At 64.5% G+C, this 17,381-nt stretch carries 12 protein-coding genes; all 12 read right to left on the reverse strand.

Annotated features, from left to right (window positions below):
• Nucleotides 1-15: 15 nt before the first annotated feature.
• The 12 genes from ACI2KK_RS18620 to ACI2KK_RS18675 all read right to left on the reverse strand — a co-directional run bounded on the left by ACI2KK_RS18620 (nt 16) and on the right by ACI2KK_RS18675 (nt 17,376).
• Entirely contained in the window at nt 16-9,756 is a 9,741-nt protein-coding gene (locus tag ACI2KK_RS18620) for a beta-propeller fold lactonase family protein (protein ID WP_404670037.1), read from the reverse strand.
• A 41-nt stretch (nt 9,757-9,797) separates the two neighbouring features.
• Nucleotides 9,798-11,360: a Tad domain-containing protein gene (locus tag ACI2KK_RS18625; RefSeq protein ID WP_404670038.1), complete on the reverse strand. Its 1,563-nt coding sequence runs from the start codon at nt 11,358-11,360 to the stop codon at nt 9,798-9,800.
• A 784-nt stretch (nt 11,361-12,144) separates the two neighbouring features.
• Nucleotides 12,145-12,438: a hypothetical protein gene (locus ACI2KK_RS18630; RefSeq protein ID WP_404670039.1), complete on the reverse strand. Its 294-nt coding sequence runs from the start codon at nt 12,436-12,438 to the stop codon at nt 12,145-12,147.
• 103 nt (nt 12,439-12,541) lie between these two features.
• Nucleotides 12,542-12,829, reverse strand: coding sequence for a hypothetical protein (locus tag ACI2KK_RS18635; protein WP_404670040.1), 288 nt, complete (start codon nt 12,827-12,829; stop codon nt 12,542-12,544).
• 44 nt (nt 12,830-12,873) lie between these two features.
• Complete coding sequence (locus tag ACI2KK_RS18640; RefSeq protein ID WP_404670041.1) at nt 12,874-13,272, reverse strand: hypothetical protein; 399 nt, start codon at nt 13,270-13,272, stop codon at nt 12,874-12,876.
• Nucleotides 13,269-13,556, reverse strand: coding sequence for a hypothetical protein (locus ACI2KK_RS18645; RefSeq protein ID WP_404670042.1), 288 nt, complete (start codon nt 13,554-13,556; stop codon nt 13,269-13,271). The genes ACI2KK_RS18640 and ACI2KK_RS18645 overlap by 4 nt, the downstream gene beginning before the upstream one ends.
• Before the next feature lie 36 nt (nt 13,557-13,592).
• The gene (locus ACI2KK_RS18650; protein WP_404670043.1) at nt 13,593-13,886 is read right to left on the reverse strand and encodes a hypothetical protein; all 294 of its coding nucleotides are present in this window, start codon (nt 13,884-13,886) and stop codon (nt 13,593-13,595) included.
• Nucleotides 13,883-14,596 (reverse strand): DUF4225 domain-containing protein, encoded by a 714-nt coding sequence (locus ACI2KK_RS18655; protein WP_404670044.1) that lies wholly within the window; start codon nt 14,594-14,596, stop codon nt 13,883-13,885. Before ACI2KK_RS18655 ends, ACI2KK_RS18650 begins: the two co-directional genes overlap by 4 nt.
• A complete protein-coding gene (locus ACI2KK_RS18660; protein WP_404670045.1) occupies nt 14,593-15,078 on the reverse strand; it encodes an Hcp family type VI secretion system effector in 486 nt (161 codons plus the stop codon). Before ACI2KK_RS18660 ends, ACI2KK_RS18655 begins: the two co-directional genes overlap by 4 nt.
• A 348-nt stretch (nt 15,079-15,426) precedes the next feature.
• Nucleotides 15,427-16,008, reverse strand: coding sequence for a TadE/TadG family type IV pilus assembly protein (locus ACI2KK_RS18665; RefSeq protein WP_217842926.1), 582 nt, complete (start codon nt 16,006-16,008; stop codon nt 15,427-15,429).
• Between the two features lie 2 nt (nt 16,009-16,010).
• Nucleotides 16,011-16,520: a TadE/TadG family type IV pilus assembly protein gene (locus tag ACI2KK_RS18670; RefSeq protein ID WP_404670046.1), complete on the reverse strand. Its 510-nt coding sequence runs from the start codon at nt 16,518-16,520 to the stop codon at nt 16,011-16,013.
• Between the two features lie 4 nt (nt 16,521-16,524).
• Nucleotides 16,525-17,376: a tetratricopeptide repeat protein gene (locus ACI2KK_RS18675; RefSeq protein WP_404670047.1), complete on the reverse strand. Its 852-nt coding sequence runs from the start codon at nt 17,374-17,376 to the stop codon at nt 16,525-16,527.
• Between the last annotated feature and the right edge of the window lie 5 nt (nt 17,377-17,381).

A 17,381-nucleotide genomic window follows, 5' to 3' on the forward strand; every position in this document is an offset into this window, starting at 1 on the left:
GCGTCCTTGATGCATTCAGGCAATGTGTTGGAAGTCGTCGTTGGCCCATTCGCCCAGCTGTTGCAGCAGGTCCATGGCCTCGGTGTACAGGGAGCCGCTGGCTTGCCGGCCAAGCTGCTGGCTGAGGGTGGCCGGCGCCTCGGTGGTGTCGGCGCGGGCCGGCTCCTGGCCCTGGGCGCGAATGTGCAGCGGCACGCGCTGTTCGCGGCCGTCGGCATCGCGCAGCACCAGGCTCAGGCGCACCTCGCCGTGGCGTTGCAGGTGGCGGCTGTCGATGCGGATTTCGCCGCTGCGGGCGTCGAAGGCGGCCCAGCTGGGCAGCGGCAGGCCGTTGGCCAGGGTCACCCGCTGCACGCTGGCACCGTCGGCGACTTCCAGCGGCACGCGCAGGCTGACCCAGCGGCCATCGTGGTTGCCCAGGTCGACCTCGGCGCGCAGGGTCTTGCCGTCGAAGCGCATCTGCGCGTTGGTCTCGCCCTGGAAGCCGGTGTCGGTGACGATGCGGTCGGCGTTGGCCAGTTGTGCGGCAAGGGTGCCGCGGCTGCTGGCCAGGCCGCCATCGTCGAGGCTGCTGTGGCGCAGGCTGTCTGCGGCGCTCTGCAAGGCCGGTTCGCTGGTGATCTGCAGCGCGTTGGGCGCAGCGTCTTCCAGCTCGAACGGCGTGTTGCTGGCAGCCAGCGGCAGGGCGGTATTGCCGGCTGCGTTGATCACCGGCGCCACGCCGTCGTTGCTGGCCGGGCTGGCCGGGCGGGCCACCACCAGGGTCAGGGTGACCTCGGTGACGCCGCCCTGGCCGTCGTCGGCGCGCAGGGTGATGCTGAAGCTGCCGGCGCTGGCCGGGGCGGTACCGCTGAAGGTGTGGCTGTCTGCGTCGAAGCTCAGCCACTCAGGCAGCTCGCCGACCACGCTCCAGGTCAGGTTGTCATCGTTGGCATCGCGGAACAGGCTGTCCGGCACCTGCACTTCATACGGCTGGCCGACGCCCACGCCGGGCAGGTGGTAGCCGGCATCGGCCACCGGTACAGCGTTGGCCACGTCCAGCTCCAGCACCAGGCTGGTGGACTTGCCGCCGGCGTCGGTGGCTTTGATGGTCAGGCTCAGGCTACCGACCTCGCGCGGCGCGGTTCCGGACAGGGTGCGGGTGGCCGGGTTGAAGGACATGCCGGCGGGCAGGCCTTCGATGCTGTAGGTGAGTGCTTCGCCCTCGGGGTCGCTGAACAGGTCGGCGGGCAGCTGCAACTGGTAGCTGGTGCCGGCGGTGGCCGGGGTGAGCGCGTAATCGCTGTAGGCGTCGTTGAGCACCGGTGGCTGGTTCGGCGGCAACAGGGTCACGTCGATGTTGAAGCTGTTGCTGGCCAACGCATCGCCGTTGCTGCCGTCGTTCAGCACCAGGGTGATGGCGTGGCTGCTGGCCTGGGCCGGGGCGTCGGCGCTGCTGGTCCAGCTGAGCTGGCGCACCAGTGCGGTGGCCTGGTCGCGGGTCAGGGCGGCGGTGAAGGTGAGGGTGGTGACATTGGCGTCGCGCACCAGGGTGGCTACCACGTTGCCGTCCAGCAGCACGTTGTTGCCATCCAGGCTGTAGGGGCCGCCGGCCAGCAGGCCGATGCTGTCGCTGGCCTGGCCGCTGATGGTCAGGCTGGAGCCCTGGTAGTTGTTGGCGGCGTCCAGCTCGGGGTCGCTCAGGGTCACGCTCGGGGCCAGTGGCAAGGGTGTGCGGTCTTCAGCATCCTGGCTCGGGCCGTCCTTGGCTTCGCTGGCCAGCACACTGGCGTCGTTGCCCAGCACCAGTACGCCGTTGTCGGTCACCAGCAGTTGCCCGGCGCCACCCACCTGCACGCTGCCGGTGAGGGCGCCGGTGGCGGTGGAGTAGCGGTTCACAGTGCCGTCCTGCAGGGTGACGAACAGCAGCGCGCCGTCGGCCGACACGGCGATATCGGTAATGGTGCCGCCGCCCTGCACGTTGCCCAGCCAGGTCAGGGTGCCGCCGGCCAGGCTGTAGCCGCTGACCTGGCTGTCGTTGGCCACATAGACAGTCTTGCCGTCGGCGCTGACGCTGACCTGGGTCAGGCCGCTCAGGGCGCCATCACCCTCGCGGCTGTAACCCAACAGCGTCAGGGCGCCGTCGCTGCCTTGCTGGTAGACGATCAGGCTGGAACCGTTGCCCGAGTTGGTCACCACGAACAACAAGTCGCCTTTGCTGACGATTTCGGTGGGCGACCACAGGTAGGGCGCGCCCCACATGTTGCCTTCCAGGCTGCCGCCGTAGGTCAGCGCGCCGCTGGCGCTGTCGCGGCTGAAATACAGCACGGTGTAGGCGTTGATCACGAACAGGGTCTTGCCATCGGCCGACAGGGCCAGGTCACGCATGTCGAACAGCGCGCTGGCGTCGATGGCGTAGTCACTCACCACGGTGGCGGCAAGAGTCAGGCTGCCCTGGGCATCGGCGTTGAACACCAGGATGGCGTTGCCGTCACTGCGCAGCGCATACAGGCTTTTGCCGTCGGCCGACAGTTGCAGGTGGCCCATGTCGACGCCGCTGTTCAGGGTGCTGACGTGGGTCAGCGCGCCGCTTTCGCTGCGGCTGAACAGGGCGATATGGCCCTGGCCGTCGACGATGTACACCCGCGAACCGTCGGCAGATACCACGCTGGCGGTGGGGGTGGCCAGGCCGTAGGCACTCAGGTCGAGGTCCTGCACGCGGTCCAGGTCGCCCATCGACAGCACCGGGTCGTTGCCCAGCACGGGTGCGTCGTTGACCGCGGTGATGTTCACCGTCAGCGCCAGGCTGTCGGCGCCAAGCCCGCGCTGGTCGTTGAGGGCGATGGTCACCGCCACGCTGGCCACCGGCACGTCGCTGCTGTTGGCGTAGGTGATCTGCTGCAGGGCGTTGTTCACGTCGGCGGTGGTGGGTACCTGGCCTGCGGCATCGCTGAAGCGCAGGGTCAGCACGCCGTCGGCGACCGTAAGGGTGCCGATGACCTTGCCGTCCTTGACCAGCTTGCCGTCTTTCACGCTCAGGCCGTTGCCGTCCTTGAAACCGAGCTGGTCGCTGCTGCTGTGGCCGTCGCCGAGGGTGACCGTGAGCACGGCGCCGTCGTAGTTGCCCTGGCCGTTGTTGAAGGCGTCCATCTGCGTGTCGCTGATGCTGGCGCCGGGCGCCAGGTACACAGGTTCGCCCTGTTCGGTGTAGCCGACCGTGCTGTTGCCCCCACCGAGCGTTGGCGCGGTGTTGGGCGCCAGCGCTGCGTGCAGGGTCACCAGTGCCTGGCTGCTGGCCGTGCCTTTGTCAGTGCCGCCGCCATTGTCGACCACACTCAGGCTGATGGTGCGGGTGCCGGCGAGGTTGTCGCCGCTGTTGCTGTAGGTGAGGCTGTCGACCAGGACCTGGGCGCGCTGGGCGTCGCCGTTGACATAGAGGACCAGCTGGGTCTGCCCGCCGCTGCGGATGATCACGTACTCCTGGCCGCTGGCGCTGAACTGCGCGCCGCTGTTGGTATCGTCCAGGTAGATCTTGCCGCCGTCGACGCCGATGATGTCGCCGCTGGCGGTGGGGTCCAGGGTCAGCACCACCTGCCACACCTGCTGGCCGGCCTCCACCACGTCGATCTGGGTGCCCTCGAACAGCTTCACCGGCTCGCCCTCGGCGTTGAACACCGGGGTGAGGCCGGTGGTGTCGACCACCGGCGCATCGTTCACCGCCTCGATGGCCAACTGCACCAGGCGGCTGTCGCTGTGGCCGTCACCGTCGTTCACCTGCACGCTCAAGGTGGCGCTGCTGGCCGGGTCCTGGCTGCTGTTGCTGTAGGCGATGCTGCGCAGCACCTGCTGGGCGTTGGCCTGGCTGACGCTGGCGATGAAGCTTAGGGTGAGCACGCCGTCGGCCTGCACGAAGCTGGCGATGGCCTGGCCGTTGAGCAGTACCTGGCCGTTTTCCAGAGTCAGGCCGCTGCCGGTGAGCAGGCTGAACACATCCTCGGTGCTGCCGCCGCCGTCGCGCTGGATGACGATGCTGGCGCCCTTGTAGTCATCCAGGGCGTCCAGTTGCGGGTCGTGCAGGGTGGCGCCGGGTAGCACTGCCACGGCGTCGCCGCCTTCGGTGAAGGTGCTCGACTGCGCGGTGAGGTTCAGTACCAGCAGGCCTTCGCTACCGAACTCGCCGGTGAGGTACAGCTGGGTGCCGTCAGCGCTCAGGCTGACAGCGCGGATTTCGCTCAGGCGCACGCCGTCGATATTCAGCTGCTGGCCGCTGCCCAGAGTGCCGTCGCTGCCCAGCTTGTACAGGCTGATCTGGCTTTCGCCCACGGCGATCAGCGCGCTGCCGTCATCGCTGACCACCAGGGCCTTGGGCGCGGCGGGCAGGGTAATGCTGGCGCCGCTCTGGGCCAGCTTGCCGTCGGCGCCCACCTGCAGGCTGTACAGGGTGGTGCCGTCGGCGACGTACAGGGTCTTGCCGTCGGCCGCCAGGGCCAGGCTGTTGGCATAGTGCTCGCCAGCGCTGCCGGCCAGGTGCTGCACCAGGCTCAGGGCGCCGTTGTCGGCCACGGCATACACGCTGACCAGTGCATTGCCGCCAGAGTTGGCGGCGAACAGGTACTTGCCGTCGGTCGACAGTTGCAGCGCGCTGAACCAGGCGTTGCCGTCGGCGGGGGTGAGGCTTGCGCTGCGCGCCCAGCTGTCGCCAGTGCGGGTGAACACCAGCAGGCCGCTGTCGCTGCTGATGTAGGCGGTGTTGCCTTGCACCAGCACGTCGTTGGCCAGGCCCGCGTCGGCGCCGAAGGTGCCCAGGGCGGTCAGTGCGCCGCTGCTGGTGTCGCGGCTGAACACGGCAATGCCATGGCTGTCGGTGCTCAGGTACAGGGTCTTGCCGTCGGCCGACAGGCCCAGGCCACTGGAGCCTTCGCCCAGGCCGTTGCTGGCCGTGGCATCGAGGGTGCTGGCCAGGGTCAGGGCGCCGTCGGCGCCACGGGTGAACACGTACAGGGTGCTGAAGGTCACGTCAGCGCCGGTGCCGGTGGCATCGTCGTACACCCATTCGCTGGTGCTGCGCAGCACGTAGACCTGGTCGCCGACGCTGACCACGCCGTTGATGCCGGCATAGGGGTTGGGCCAGTCGCCGGACTGCACCAGCTCGGCCAGCTCCAGCGCGCCGATGTCGGCGCCCAGCACCGGGCTCTGCCGGGTGACGGTCACCTCGGCGGCAAGGCTGGTGGTGGCGGTGTCGCTGCCACCGTTGGCGGTGCCGCCGCTGTCTTTCACTGCGCTCAGGGTGATGCTGCGCACGCCCAGGGTGGCGCCTTTGCTGTCGGTGTTGGCGTAGCGCGCACCATCGACGACCACAGCCGCCGCACTGGCGCTGATGCCGGCGGCGCTGCCCAGCACCACGGTGGCGGTGCCGTCGCTTAGCGTGACGGTGTAGCTCAGGCCACCGGCGGTGATGCCGCTGCCGGCCACCAGGGCGATCTGGGTGCCGTCCAGCAGCAGGGTTTCGCTGGCACCGTCCTTCACGCCGCTGACGGTGAAGGTCAGGCTGGTGATGGTCTGCCCAGCTTCCACTGCATCGATGGCGCTGGCGTCGAACAGCTTCACGCTGTCCTTGCCAGGCTCTTGCTGGCTGTCCACCGGGGTGGTGCTGACTACTGGGGCGTCGTTGACTGCGGCGATCTGCACCACCAGTTCGCGGCTGGTGGTGCCGCTCTTGTAGTCGTCCTGGAAGGTCAGCTTGAGGCTGATGCTGGCTTCGGGGTCGTTACTGGCGTTGGCATACGAGATCTGGCGCAGCACCTGGTTGGCCACGGCCTTGGTGGTGTCGGCGGTGAAGGTGACGGTGAGCTTGCCGTCGACACGGGTGATCGTGGCGATGGTGGTGCCGTTGAGCTGGATCTGCTCGCCGCTGCGGGTCAGGCCATTGCCGGTGGTGAAGTCGAACAGGTCGTCGGGGTTGGCGCCGCCGTCGCGTTCCAGGGTAATCACCGCGCCTTTGTAGTTGCCGGCGCCGCTGGCCAGGGCGTCGAGTTCGGCGTCGGACACGCCGAGGTTGGCGCCAGGGTGGATCACCTCGGCCTGGCCTTCGGTGTAGTCCAGTTGGGCGGCGTCGGAGATGCTGATGGTGCCCAGGCCGCCTATGGTGAAGAAACCACCGCCGTAGATCGATTCACCGTCCGCCGACACTGCCATGCGGTAGGCACGGCCACTGGTGCCGGTGATTTCCTTGACGAACACCGGGACGCCGTCGTCGCCGAGGCTGTAGATGCGCAGGGTGGCCGAACTGGTGCCGGCGAACAGCGTCTTGCCGTCGGCCGAGAGCGCGACGCCCCAGGTCTGGGCCGCTGTAGCGGCGGTGTTGACGAACACCAGGCTGTTGCTGGCGCTGTCGTAGTGGAAGGTACGGATACCATTGCTACCGGTGGGCACGTAGATGTAGCCGCTGTCCGAGACCACCAGGTCGCGCATGGTGGTATTCAGGCCGTTGCCGGTGATCTGTGCGGTGCGCGTCAGCCCGCCTGCGCCATCCGGTTCGTAGACCACCAGGATGCTGGTGCCGATCACGTACACGTTGCCCTGTGCGTCGGCCTTGACGGCGTAAGCGGTGTTGAAGGTGCTGTCGGTGATCAGCGTCGCTGCCGACAGGCTGCCATCGCCATTGGCGGCGAAGCGCAGCAGGGTGTTGCCGGCCACGGCGTAGAGGGTGCCGTCGGCGCCCACGCTCATCTGCTTGATCTGTGTGGCACCGGCGTCGAGGCTTTGCCCGGTGGCGCTCAGGGTGCCATCGGCGTTGACGTCGAACACGCTGACTGCGTAATTGCCGCCGGCGGCTTTCTGGCCGACCACGTACAGCTGCTTGCCGTCGGCCGAATAGACTGCCGATGCCGCATTCTTCAGGCCGTCCACCTCGACACCGTTGCTGGCATCGCCATCGTCGGCAGTACCCTGAACGATACGCTGCACCAAGGTCAGGGCACCGGTATCCAGGTTGCGGCTATACACGTACAGCGTGCTGTTGCCACTGGGGACGATGGTGTGCCCGCCCGCGCTACTGCCCAGTACAAATACCGTGCGCCCGTCGTCGGAGACTTCCACACTGTAGACATAGTCGCCGAAACCGCTGAGCCCGCCGTTGTTGGTGTACACCAGGGTGCTGCTGTCCACGCTCAGCACCGGCTTGCTGTTGTCAGCCTCGGTCTGGGAAATCACCCGCAGGGTCAGCTCGGTGCTGGTGGAGGCGCCGGCGCTGTCGGTGACGGTCACCTTGATGGTGTATTCACCGGTAGCGCTGGTGTCGCCAATGAGAGTGCGGGTGGCCGGGTCGAAGCTAACGCCCGAGGGCAGCCCGTCGACGCTCCAGGTCAGGGTATCGCCGTAGCCCTGGTCCTTGTCGCTGAACAGGGCCTGGTCGAGGGTGGCGCTGTTGCTGCCCACGGTGAGCAGCACGGTGTCGGCAGCGCTGCTGTTATGTTCGGGGGCGCGGTTGGCGATCTGCTCGACGTCCAGGGTCAGCTCCACCGAGGCGCTCTGGCCGCTGGCGTCGGTGGCGGTGACCACAATGACGAATTCACCGGTGGCAGTGGTGGTACCGCTGATGGTACGGGTGACGCGGTCGAAGCTCAGGCCGTCGGGCAGGGGGCTGACGCTCCACACCAATGCGTCGCCGTCGGCGTCGCTGAACAGGTCAGCCGGCAGCACGGTGCTGTAGCCGGTCTCGCTGGTGACCTTGGGCGGCACATAGCTGCCGGCGTTGCCCACCGGCACGCTGTTGGCGCGCAGGGTCAGGCTGAGCACGCCGCTGGCCAGCAGGCCGTCGCTGATGCTCACCTGCAGGGTCATCAGGCTGCCGGGGGTGGTGCCGCTGGCGGCGCTGTAAGTGAGTTGTTGCAGCACCTGGTTGGCCACGGCCTTGCTGGTGTCGGCGCTGAAGGTGACGGTGAGGGTGCCGTCGGCGGCCACCGTGAAGCTGGCGATGGTGCTGCCATCGCGTTTGATCGCGCTGCCTTCCAGGGTCAGGCCGTTGCCTTCGGCCAGGCCGAAGCTGCCGCCAGTGACACTGGGATCGACGCTGATGCTGGCGCCGTTGTAGTTGTCCAGGCGGTCGAAGTTCGAATCCTTGAAGCTCAGTTCCTCGCCGAACCGGGTTGCCTGGCCCAGGTTCAGGCTTTGCACGCTGCTGTAGCGGGTGACGTTGTCGCCGGCCACCAGCACCGAACCGTTGCCGGACACCGCAATGTCCTTGCCGCTGGTGTTGCCCTGCACGCTGGCGTGCAGGGTGAGGTTGCCGCTGCTGTCGATACTGTAGCTGCGCACCGTGCCATCGCTGCTGGCGGCGTACAACAGGCTGCCATCGGCGCTCATGGCCAGGCCATTGACGTCGCTGGCGGCGATGCTGGCGATGCGGGTCACCTCGTCTGCCTCGTAACGCAGGATGACGATGCTGTCCTTGCCCGGGTCGGCGATGTACAGGTACTTGCCGTCGGGGGAGATGGCTAACGCATCGCTGGTGCTGTCGGCGGTCAGGCCGCTGAGCACCAGCTGGTTGAGTAGCACCAGCTTGCCGTCGCTGCCGTGCTGGTACACCGCCAGGGTGGGTGAGGCGTTGACGCCAACGCCGGTGTAGAGGATGAACACCCGGTCGTCGCTGGTAATGATCTGCCCGCCGCGGCTGTTGCCGTTTTCGATGGCGCGGGTGAAGTAGGTGAGGGCGCCGGTATCCTGGTTGCGGGTGTACACCACCACGTCGTTTTGTGCGGTGCCGGCGTACACATAACGGCCGTCGGCAGAAATCGCCAGGCCGCCGCTGGTGCTGCCGTTCTGGGTGGCCACTGCCACCGCCGAGGTGATCTTGCCGTCGGCATCCACGCTCAGCTGCATGATGCTGGTGCTGCCGGAGCTGGTGTAGATCGACTTGCCATCGCTGCTGATCACCAGGTCCGCGATGTTGCCCAGGCTTGCGTTGCTGTAAGTCTGCAGGCGGGTGAGGGCGCCGCTTGCGTCCACCGAGAACACTTGCAGGGCATTGCCGCCGGCGACATAGGCAAAGCGCCCGTCGGCCGACCACACCACGTCGCTGCCATTGCCGATGCCAAGGTCTGCCGGGGTGTAGGTTTCGCGGCTGTCCAGGCCACCGCTGTCGCTGAGCACCGGGGCCACGTTGACCTGGTTGTCGAGGGTGACGCTGGCCTTGATGGCGGACAGGTCGGTGCTTTGCCCGCCGCTGTCGGTGAGGCTTTTCAGGGTGATGCTGACGGTGCCGCTGTCGACGGTCTTGTCCAGCACCTGGTAGCTGAGGTTGTCGATCAGGGTTTGCGCCCGTGCGGCGGTGGGCGCCTGCACGCTGGCTTGCAGGTTGATGGTGACGGTGCTCACGCCATTCTCGACGCTCACCGACCAGGAGTAGCCGTTGGCTTGGGTGAACCCGCTGCCGTTCTGCAGCACGATCTGCTCGCCGTCGATCACCAGGGCCTGGTTGCTGCCGCTGCTGCTGACCTGCAGGGTCAGTTCGGTGGGCGCCTGTTTGCTGCTGTCGAGGGTGACCTTGACGTTGTCGAACAGGTTGACCGGCCCGAAGCTGTCGGTGCTGTCCTTGATGGTCACCGTGCTTTTGGTCGGGGTGGCCTCGGTACCGGGCGCGGTGGCGCTGGCATCGACCTTGGCGGCCACGTCGGCGGCAGTGGCGACGGCCGCGGCATCCAGCAGGATGCGCGGCTCCAGGGCCAGCGCCAGGCGGGCGCGCGGGGTACGGTTGCGGGCGTTCGGGGTGGTGGTCATGGGTTCGAAGTCCTGTCGATGAATGCGGGCGCGGCCTTGGGTCACTCGACCAGGCGGGCGTAAAACTCGTGCTTGATCTTGTCGGCGATGTCGTCCAGCAAGTGCTGGATCTGCTCCTGGCCTTCGTTGAAGGTGGGGGCGTTGGCGAAGGTCATGCTGCCGCCGCCCTGGGCGCAGGTTTGCAGGGGGATGCCGGCCACCCGGTCGAACAGCTGGCGGCCGAAGTCCTGCGGGTCGCCCGGGCGTACGCCGATGAAGTGGAACTTCAGGTGGCGGCTGCGAAAGCTGTCGCACAGGTCCTGGAAGCGCCGGCTGGCGGTGGCGGTGCCGCCCGGGTCGTTGTTGCCGTTTTGCACCGCTTCGCCGACCTTGCCGGCGTTGTAGGCGTCGGTGTCGAACCAGTCGCCGGTGGTGTTGGCCAGCATCACGATGATCTTGGCGTTCTGCGCCTTGTCGCTGTCGGGGAAGTCCAGCGGCAGCTCGCTGTCGCCCCAGCCGGCACTGCCGCGCATTTCGGGGGACAGGGCATGGCCGGCCCAGCCCATGCCGATGGCGTAGTTGACGTTGAAGCCGGTGCGCATCTCGTCGAGGCGGTCCTCGACCTTTTTCAGCTGGTTGGTCAGCGGCAGCAGTGCGGCCCGTGGGCAGCCGACGTTGCCGATGATGAAGCGGGTGTCGTTGACCCCGGTGGCCTGGCCGAAGTCGGGGTTGGGGCCGGTCCAGCTGATGCTGGGTTCGAGCGGGTGGTTCTCGGGCAGGTCGTGGCGGTAGTACACGCGGGTGAACTGGCCGGTGGGGGGCTGATCCCAGTAGTACACCTGGCCCGGGTACAGGCCGCGGTTCATGCACAGGCGCTCGGTGCGCGGGTCGGGCATGCGCCCGTCGGACAGGTCGCGGATGCCGGTGCGCCACAGCGAGGTCAGCTCCACCGGGCGAATGGCCGCAGCGGTGGCCCAGCGGCGCAGGCGCCCGGTGTCTTCGCGGTCATACACGTTGACCACCTGGCTGAACGGCACCAGCGACAGCCAGATGCGTTTTTCGCTGTTCTCGTCATCGTCCAGCAACTGCCCGGCGAAGCGCTTGAACATCTTGCGCAGGGCCGCCAGTTCGGTGGCGCCTTCGGTGCCGCTGTTGGGCAGCACGATGGCCACTTCGGTGGAGCGCGCCACCACCTCGACGGTGGAGTGCACGCGCATGTCCTTGACCTCACCGCCGAGCAGCTCGGGGTCGGCCTTGAAGCGCACTTCGACCTTGTAGCGGATGCGTTCGTCTTCGCCGGTCTGCTCTTCGAGCTCGACGCTGTCGCGGTCGATCTGGCTGGCCAGGCTGGTGTCCATGCCGAGGTTGTTGACCACGTAGCCGTAGGCCAGCTCGCGCAGCACGGTGGGCGATTTTTCGTTTTTCATCAGCCGTTCGTTGCCCACTGCCATGGCGGCGGCGTCGGTGGCGCGCTTGACCTGGGCGGCGTTGCTGGTCATGCGGTTGGTGTCCAGGGCATAGGCGGTGGCAAGCAGCGCGCCGCCCAGGGCCAGGACCATGAATGGCGCAATGCTGCCGCGTTGGCGGTGGCGGGCGGCGGTCATGGTTTTTTTGCGGGAGAGCATGGGCGTCGGGGCATCCGGGGTGGCGTGGCAGGGGGATCACGCGGGATGCAAAGATAAGAATAATTCCCAATATCGCTCAATGGGCGGTTTATTAAGAATGCTTAAGGGTGGGGGTTTTAGGGGGCGGTGGTGGGGCTGGCAGGTGTTCGCCACAAACCTTGCAGCGCCTGTGAGATCGAGCGCCGCCCGCGCGGCGCATCTCGACCGGACGGCGCCCCGGCAAGGCCGCTCCTACATTTGTTTCGGGCCAGTTATGCCTGTGAAAGTATCGGCGCCTGCCTTGGTGCATGCCTTGAGTCATGTGAAGCGGCGGCAACGCCCACGCTGAAATCGCGTCGTACCAACAAGGCGGACCAGGTGATGGCACAGGAGAGACTGGCCCGAAACAAATGTAGGAGCGGCCTTGTGTCGCGATGCGCCGCGTGGGCGGCGCTCGATCTGATAGGCGCTGCAAGGTTTTTGGCGAGCACCTGGCAGCCCTGATGCGGTTACCCTGAAAGGACCTAATGCCCTGCGCGAGCAACGTTCTTGTGTTGCCTGAACCGGCCTCATCGCCGGCAAGCCGGCTCCTACAGGTACAACGCAAACCTGAAGGTCATGGGGTCCCTGTAGGAGCGGCTTCAGCCGCGAAGCCGACAACGCGGTGGATGGCACCGGCTTCGCCGGTGTTCGCGGCTGAAGCCGCTCCCACACGGACCGCAAAGCCTTGCAACTTGCGCGGTACCTGTAGGAGCCTGCTTGCCGGCGATGAGGCCGGCACAGGCAGCACAAGACAGTCACCCGCTCAACGCCTCCACCTGTCAAACAAATGGGTGAATGCCAACGCATGAAAAATAATCATGGCTCCCGTTACCGTGGTCATGATCCAGAAACTGGCCATGTGCATGGTTTCCAATGGGAACTCAATGACACCTTTTCCCGCCATGATCTCGAAGTAAATGACAGCCATGCAAGTCGCATAGATGAGTTCTCCCCAAAATTGCCAAGCTCGCATCATGTCCTTGAAGATGTATTTGTTGAGTACCAATCTCAGTCCTACGTCGGACAGTGCGAAGATGACGAGCCCAAGCAGTTTCATTATTGTATTTTCGATGGGTGAGTTAAAAGTGAAGTCGGGAGTTGACCCTCGGCGTATAAGACTCTGGGGGCATTCTCCCGACCGGTCGCACAATTTAAAAAAGTCATGGATGTTCGTGGAAAATGCGGGATGCCCACATGTGAAAAGCAACCATGCCCAAGCTGTATACTACCAATGCCCAGTAGCCAGCGGAAAAGGAAGGGCCGAAGTCAAACGCAATGAAACCATTATCCCCCAAAAGCTGGAAGTAGAGGCCGGAAAAGTATGCGGCGTGGAGAATGGATACCCAAACCTGCCAAGTGCGCGTCATGCTGATAAAGATGAATCGTCTAAGTAATAGGCTTGCGACGATATCGGCTAGCGCGAATAGTATAAGCGTGGCGATTTTCATGTTTCATGCCTGTCTGAGAACAAGGCTCGACTCCTTATAGCCATTTATCGTATCCATCTGTCAAAAAGATTCGTGAATGCCAATGCATGAAACAGGATCATACCGCTGGTTATGACCATTACGCTCCAGAATCCAATAGAATGCATGGAAGCCAGTGGGAACTTTATGATCCCACGCTCGCCGAGAATTTCGAGATACGCTTCAACCGGCCACATGGCATAGAACAGTGCGCCCCAAAGCTGCCAGGCTCGAGTCATGTCTTTGAATATGTATTTATTGAGCACCAATCTCAGTCCTGCGTCGGATAGTGCGAAGATGACGAGTCCAAGCAGTTTCACTTTTGTATTTTCGACGGATAAGTTAAGGGTTGGCCGGAAGTTGACCCCCGGCGCATAAGGTTTCTGGGGTTTTTCTCCCGACCGGTCGCACAATTTAAAAATCACGGGTGCTCGTGAAAAAAGCCGGACGCCCACCAGTGAAAAGCAATCATTCCAAAACTGTATGTCACCAGCATCCAGTAGCCAACGGAATAGAAGGAATCAAACTCAAACGCTACAAAACCGTTATCCCCCAGAAGTAGGAAGTAAAGACCGGAAAAGAACACGGTATAAAGGTAAGCTACCCATGTCTGCCAATTGCGCGTCATGCGGACAAAGATGAGTCGCCTGAGTAATAGGCTCAAAAATATATCGCCTGCCGCAAATATCGCCAGTGTCGCAATTTTCATTTTTGTATTCGTCGGCCAGTTGTTTCAAGTTGACTCTCAACGGCGCCACCTGTCAAAGAGGTGAGTGAATGCCAAGGCATGAAAAATAATCATGGCTCCCGTTACCGTGGTCATGATCCAGAAACTGGCCATGTGCATCGTTTCCAATGGGAACTCAATGACACCTTTTCCCGCCATGATCTCGAAGTAAATGACAGCCATACAAATCGCATAGATGAATTCTCCCCAAAATTGCCAAGCTCGCATCATGTCCTTGAATACGTATTTGCTGAGGGTCAATCGCAGCCTGACATCTATGAACGCCAATAGGATGAGTCCCAGTAGTTTCATTTTTTGTATTCGTCGATCAGTTGTTTAAGTGTGAGGCCGGAAGTGAAAGCCTCGACAGATAATGCTCCCTTACCCATTTGCATGATCGCCCGCTCCTTGTCAGTGCTCATGTAGTGGTATAGGCGCCATGCACCTCTTTTTGGGATTTTTCTGACAAGCGCTCTTCCAGAAATTAATAGGTCGGTAGCGTAGTAGGCGATGTTCCCTTCTCGCTCGCTATAGCCCATCCGCAGAGCGACCTCTTGATAGGTTTTTCTGACTGGCCCAACTACATCTGTTCGCCCTTCATACATCCCTCTGGCGTTTTCGTAGAAGTTGTTACCTCCATGGGCAATCAGTGGCAGCCCGTGAAACGCACACGTCGTCCCATAGCTACGTACGCAACTGCGTATGCCGGTAAAAAACTGTGAAGCACCACCGGCCATACCGCCCATTTGCGTGAATATTCGACTGGCCTGCGATTTCAGGCTGTTGGCCTCACCCCGTATCGCCTCCAACCCCTGCTCCGGACTGATCCGCCGCTGATACACATCCTCCACCACACGCTTTGCGTAATACGCCAGCTCGCGGTTGAACTGCATGCGCAACTTGCGATCACGCAGATGCCGGGCACTGACCCCGCAGCCGTAGCTGATGAACCGCGAGGCGGCTGCGTTCACCTCCCAGAAGGCATCGTCCAGCCGGTCGCCATAGTCGCCGCGCTGGCTCATGGTTGTTCTGCCCAGGAGGCGTGGCCGCTGGTGCTGGCGGCGTGGTGGATCCAGCTGATGGTGCGGTAGCTGATGCTCAGGCGTTCTTCGGCGTCCTGGTCGCTCATCAGGATGGCGTGGGGCATTTCCAGGTCCTGGGCGACGATCAGCGCGCCGCCGAGTTTTACCGAGAAGTACTTTTCACGGTGCCCGCCGGGGTGGGTGCGGTACAGGTGGATGTCGCAGTCGACCACTTCCCGGCCATCCACGGCCTGCGCCAGCAGGGGCGTGGCCTTGTCGATGTACTTGGTGATGAATACCGGGTGGTGGGTGCCGCGCAGGGCGTTGACCGGGTTGACCTGGCCGTGGTTGAAGGACAGCACCATGATTTCGTCCCGGTGCCCGTGCTGGCAGTGGTGGCCGATGGATTCCTGCGAACTGCAGCCGGCAGATATCAGGCCTTGCTGCTTGCCGGTGATGGTCATGTAGCCATGAAAAGCCATGGGGTGAACTCCTTGTCAGTGAAGCGCGCAGCCTAAGGAGTTCGCGGGCATAAATATGCCAGCTGGTTCTGAAAATTCATGCGGGTTTAGAAACGCAATGTTTATTGACAGGAGGGGTGCAATTGCGGGGGGGAAACGAGAAAGGGGTGTCGTATTCACAAGCCTGTGCCGGCCTCATCGCCGGCAAGCCGGCTCCTACAGGTACGGCGCAAACCTGAAGGTCATGCGATCGCTGTGGGAGCGGCTTTAGCCGCGAAGCAGACAACGCGGTGGATGGCACCGGCTATGCCGGTGTTCGCGGCTGAAGCCGCTCCTACAGGGGCCGCGCGGAGCTGAAGACGGGGCGCCTCACTCGCCCTCATCCTCAAGCCCGATCTCTTCGGTCAACTGCTTGTCCAGCGTCACATCGTTGTACACCACCCTTGCAAAGGCCAGGGCCTGGATGTCCTTGTCCACCAGCAGGTTGCTGCTCAGGGCCAGGTCGGCGCTGCGCCGGCACAGCTGCACCACCAGCATCGCCGAGTCGATCTTGTCTTCATCGTCGCGGCTTTCGGTGAGCGTGCGTTCGGGCAGCTCGGCATTGTAGGTGGTGCCGCTGGAGTACACCGGGCACAAGTCCTGTTCGTCGCCGCGGTGCAGCGGCTTCCACTTCAGGCTGCGGTCCAGCTCCACCCGGGTGATCACCAGCTGGTAGCTGCCGAACACCTCGCTGGGGGCGACGCCGTTGACCAGCGCCTGCAGGCCGTCGTAGTCCAGGCGGTTGTGCATCGCCAGGGTGCTGGCCAGGGTGTGGGCGGCGCGCTCCAGGTGGGCGCGGGCCTGGCTGACGTTGTACAGGTCGGCGATCACCAGGGTCATGCCGATCAGCAGCGGCAGAATCAGGGCGGTTTCTACCAGCGCGTTGCCGCGCTGTCGTTTGCGCAGGCGCATGCTCAGTAGTCCTCCGCCTTGTCGCTGGTCAGGTTGCCCAGCAACTGCCGGTACTGGTACTGGAACGCATCACCAATGCCGAACAGCATCGGCAGCGGGGTCATGAACGGCTGGGTCAGGTCGACGGTGACACTGAGCACCGGCGGCGACTGGTCCTGGTCGTCGATCTGCTTGTCGGCCTCGGCGCCGCCGAACTGGCGCAGGGTGTCGAAGGTGAAGATCTCCACCACGAAATTGTCCTTGTTCAGCAGGCCGTAGGAATAGTCCACCAGGCGTTCCTCGATGGCGTCCTGCAATGCCTCGGGGGTTTGCCGGTAGAACGCCTTGTCGCCGCGAAAGTCCTGCAGGGCGCGCTCCAGGCCCAGGTTGCCGATGCCGATCATCAGCGAGATGCGCGCCAGTTCGAACAGCATCATCACCCCGAACAGCAGCACCGGCAGAATCAATGCGGTTTCCACCGCAGTGACCCCGTGCTGCTGGTTGAGCAGGGCGCGCAGGCGGGCTGCGATCATCGCCTCAGTCCTCGAGCAGCTTGAGCGGGTGCTGGCTGGCGGCAAGCAGCTCGCTGGTCAGCGGCGCACCGGCCTGTACCCGCGACTGGGCGGTGCGAAAGCTGGCCAGGATGGCGTCGGCACGGGCCGGCTCCAGGTGCTCCAGCAGCACGTTGCGCGCGGTGTCGTCGTGGCCGGCCAGCACATAGGCCAGGGCCAGGTTCAGTTGCAGCGAGATATCGTCCAGCCCGCGCGCCTGGTTGAGCAGGCCGATGGCGCGGGTGGTGTCGCCGGCGGCCAGCCAGGCCAGGGCCAGGTTGTTCAGCGCCGGGGTGTAGCCGGGGTCCAGCTGCAAGGCGGCGTCGAACTGCTGGCGGGCCTGCTCGCTTTGCCCTTGCAGGTTCAGCGCCACGCCCAGGCCGTTGAGCGCTTGGGTGTTGCGTGGGTCGGCCTGTACCGCGCAGCGGAAGTCGCGTTCGGCCTGGGCGCTCTGGCCCAGGGCCAGGCGGGCGCGGCCAAGGCCTGCGCACAGGGCCAGGCGCTGCGGCGCCGGCAGCGCTTTTACATCGCCGCCCAGTGACAGCCGCGCACGTTCCAGCAGGCCCAGGGCCTCGCGCGGCGGGCGCACGGCCGAGGCGACGCTGGCGTATTCGAGCAGGTAGCTGCCGCTGAGCTGATGGCGCTCGTCCATGCGCGCATACACGCCGTGGGCGGCTTGCAGGCGCTGGGCGTCGCGCAGGGTGTGGGCCAGTTTCAGGGCCTCGCGGCCCTCTTTGTCCAGCGCAGGCTCGCGGCTGGCCAGGCTGCCGAGGTTGGCGCAACCGGTAAGGGTCAGGGCCAGCAGGGCGGTGAGCAGGGTAAGGCGGTGGGCACGCATGTTCG

The organism is Pseudomonas sp. NPDC089406 (assembly GCF_044900265.1).
GTDB lineage: Bacteria > Pseudomonadota > Gammaproteobacteria > Pseudomonadales > Pseudomonadaceae > Aquipseudomonas > Aquipseudomonas fakonensis.

Excerpts from the sequence above, each read along its gene's own strand:
- ACI2KK_RS18620 (WP_404670037.1), bottom strand. The coding sequence starts at position 9,756 with ATGACCACCACCCCGAACGCCCGCAACCGTACCCCGCGCGCCCGCCTG.
- ACI2KK_RS18625 (WP_404670038.1), bottom strand. The coding sequence starts at position 11,360 with ATGCTCTCCCGCAAAAAAACCATGACCGCCGCCCGCCACCGCCAACGC.
- ACI2KK_RS18630 (WP_404670039.1), bottom strand. The coding sequence starts at position 12,438 with ATGAAACTGCTTGGGCTCGTCATCTTCGCACTGTCCGACGTAGGACTG.
- ACI2KK_RS18635 (WP_404670040.1), bottom strand. The coding sequence starts at position 12,829 with ATGAAAATCGCCACGCTTATACTATTCGCGCTAGCCGATATCGTCGCA.
- ACI2KK_RS18645 (WP_404670042.1), bottom strand. The coding sequence starts at position 13,556 with ATGAAAATTGCGACACTGGCGATATTTGCGGCAGGCGATATATTTTTG.
- ACI2KK_RS18650 (WP_404670043.1), bottom strand. The coding sequence starts at position 13,886 with ATGAAACTACTGGGACTCATCCTATTGGCGTTCATAGATGTCAGGCTG.
- ACI2KK_RS18655 (WP_404670044.1), bottom strand. The coding sequence starts at position 14,596 with ATGAGCCAGCGCGGCGACTATGGCGACCGGCTGGACGATGCCTTCTGG.
- ACI2KK_RS18660 (WP_404670045.1), bottom strand. The coding sequence starts at position 15,078 with ATGGCTTTTCATGGCTACATGACCATCACCGGCAAGCAGCAAGGCCTG.
- ACI2KK_RS18665 (WP_217842926.1), bottom strand. The coding sequence starts at position 16,008 with ATGCGCCTGCGCAAACGACAGCGCGGCAACGCGCTGGTAGAAACCGCC.
- ACI2KK_RS18670 (WP_404670046.1), bottom strand. The coding sequence starts at position 16,520 with ATGATCGCAGCCCGCCTGCGCGCCCTGCTCAACCAGCAGCACGGGGTC.
- ACI2KK_RS18675 (WP_404670047.1), bottom strand. The coding sequence starts at position 17,376 with ATGCGTGCCCACCGCCTTACCCTGCTCACCGCCCTGCTGGCCCTGACC.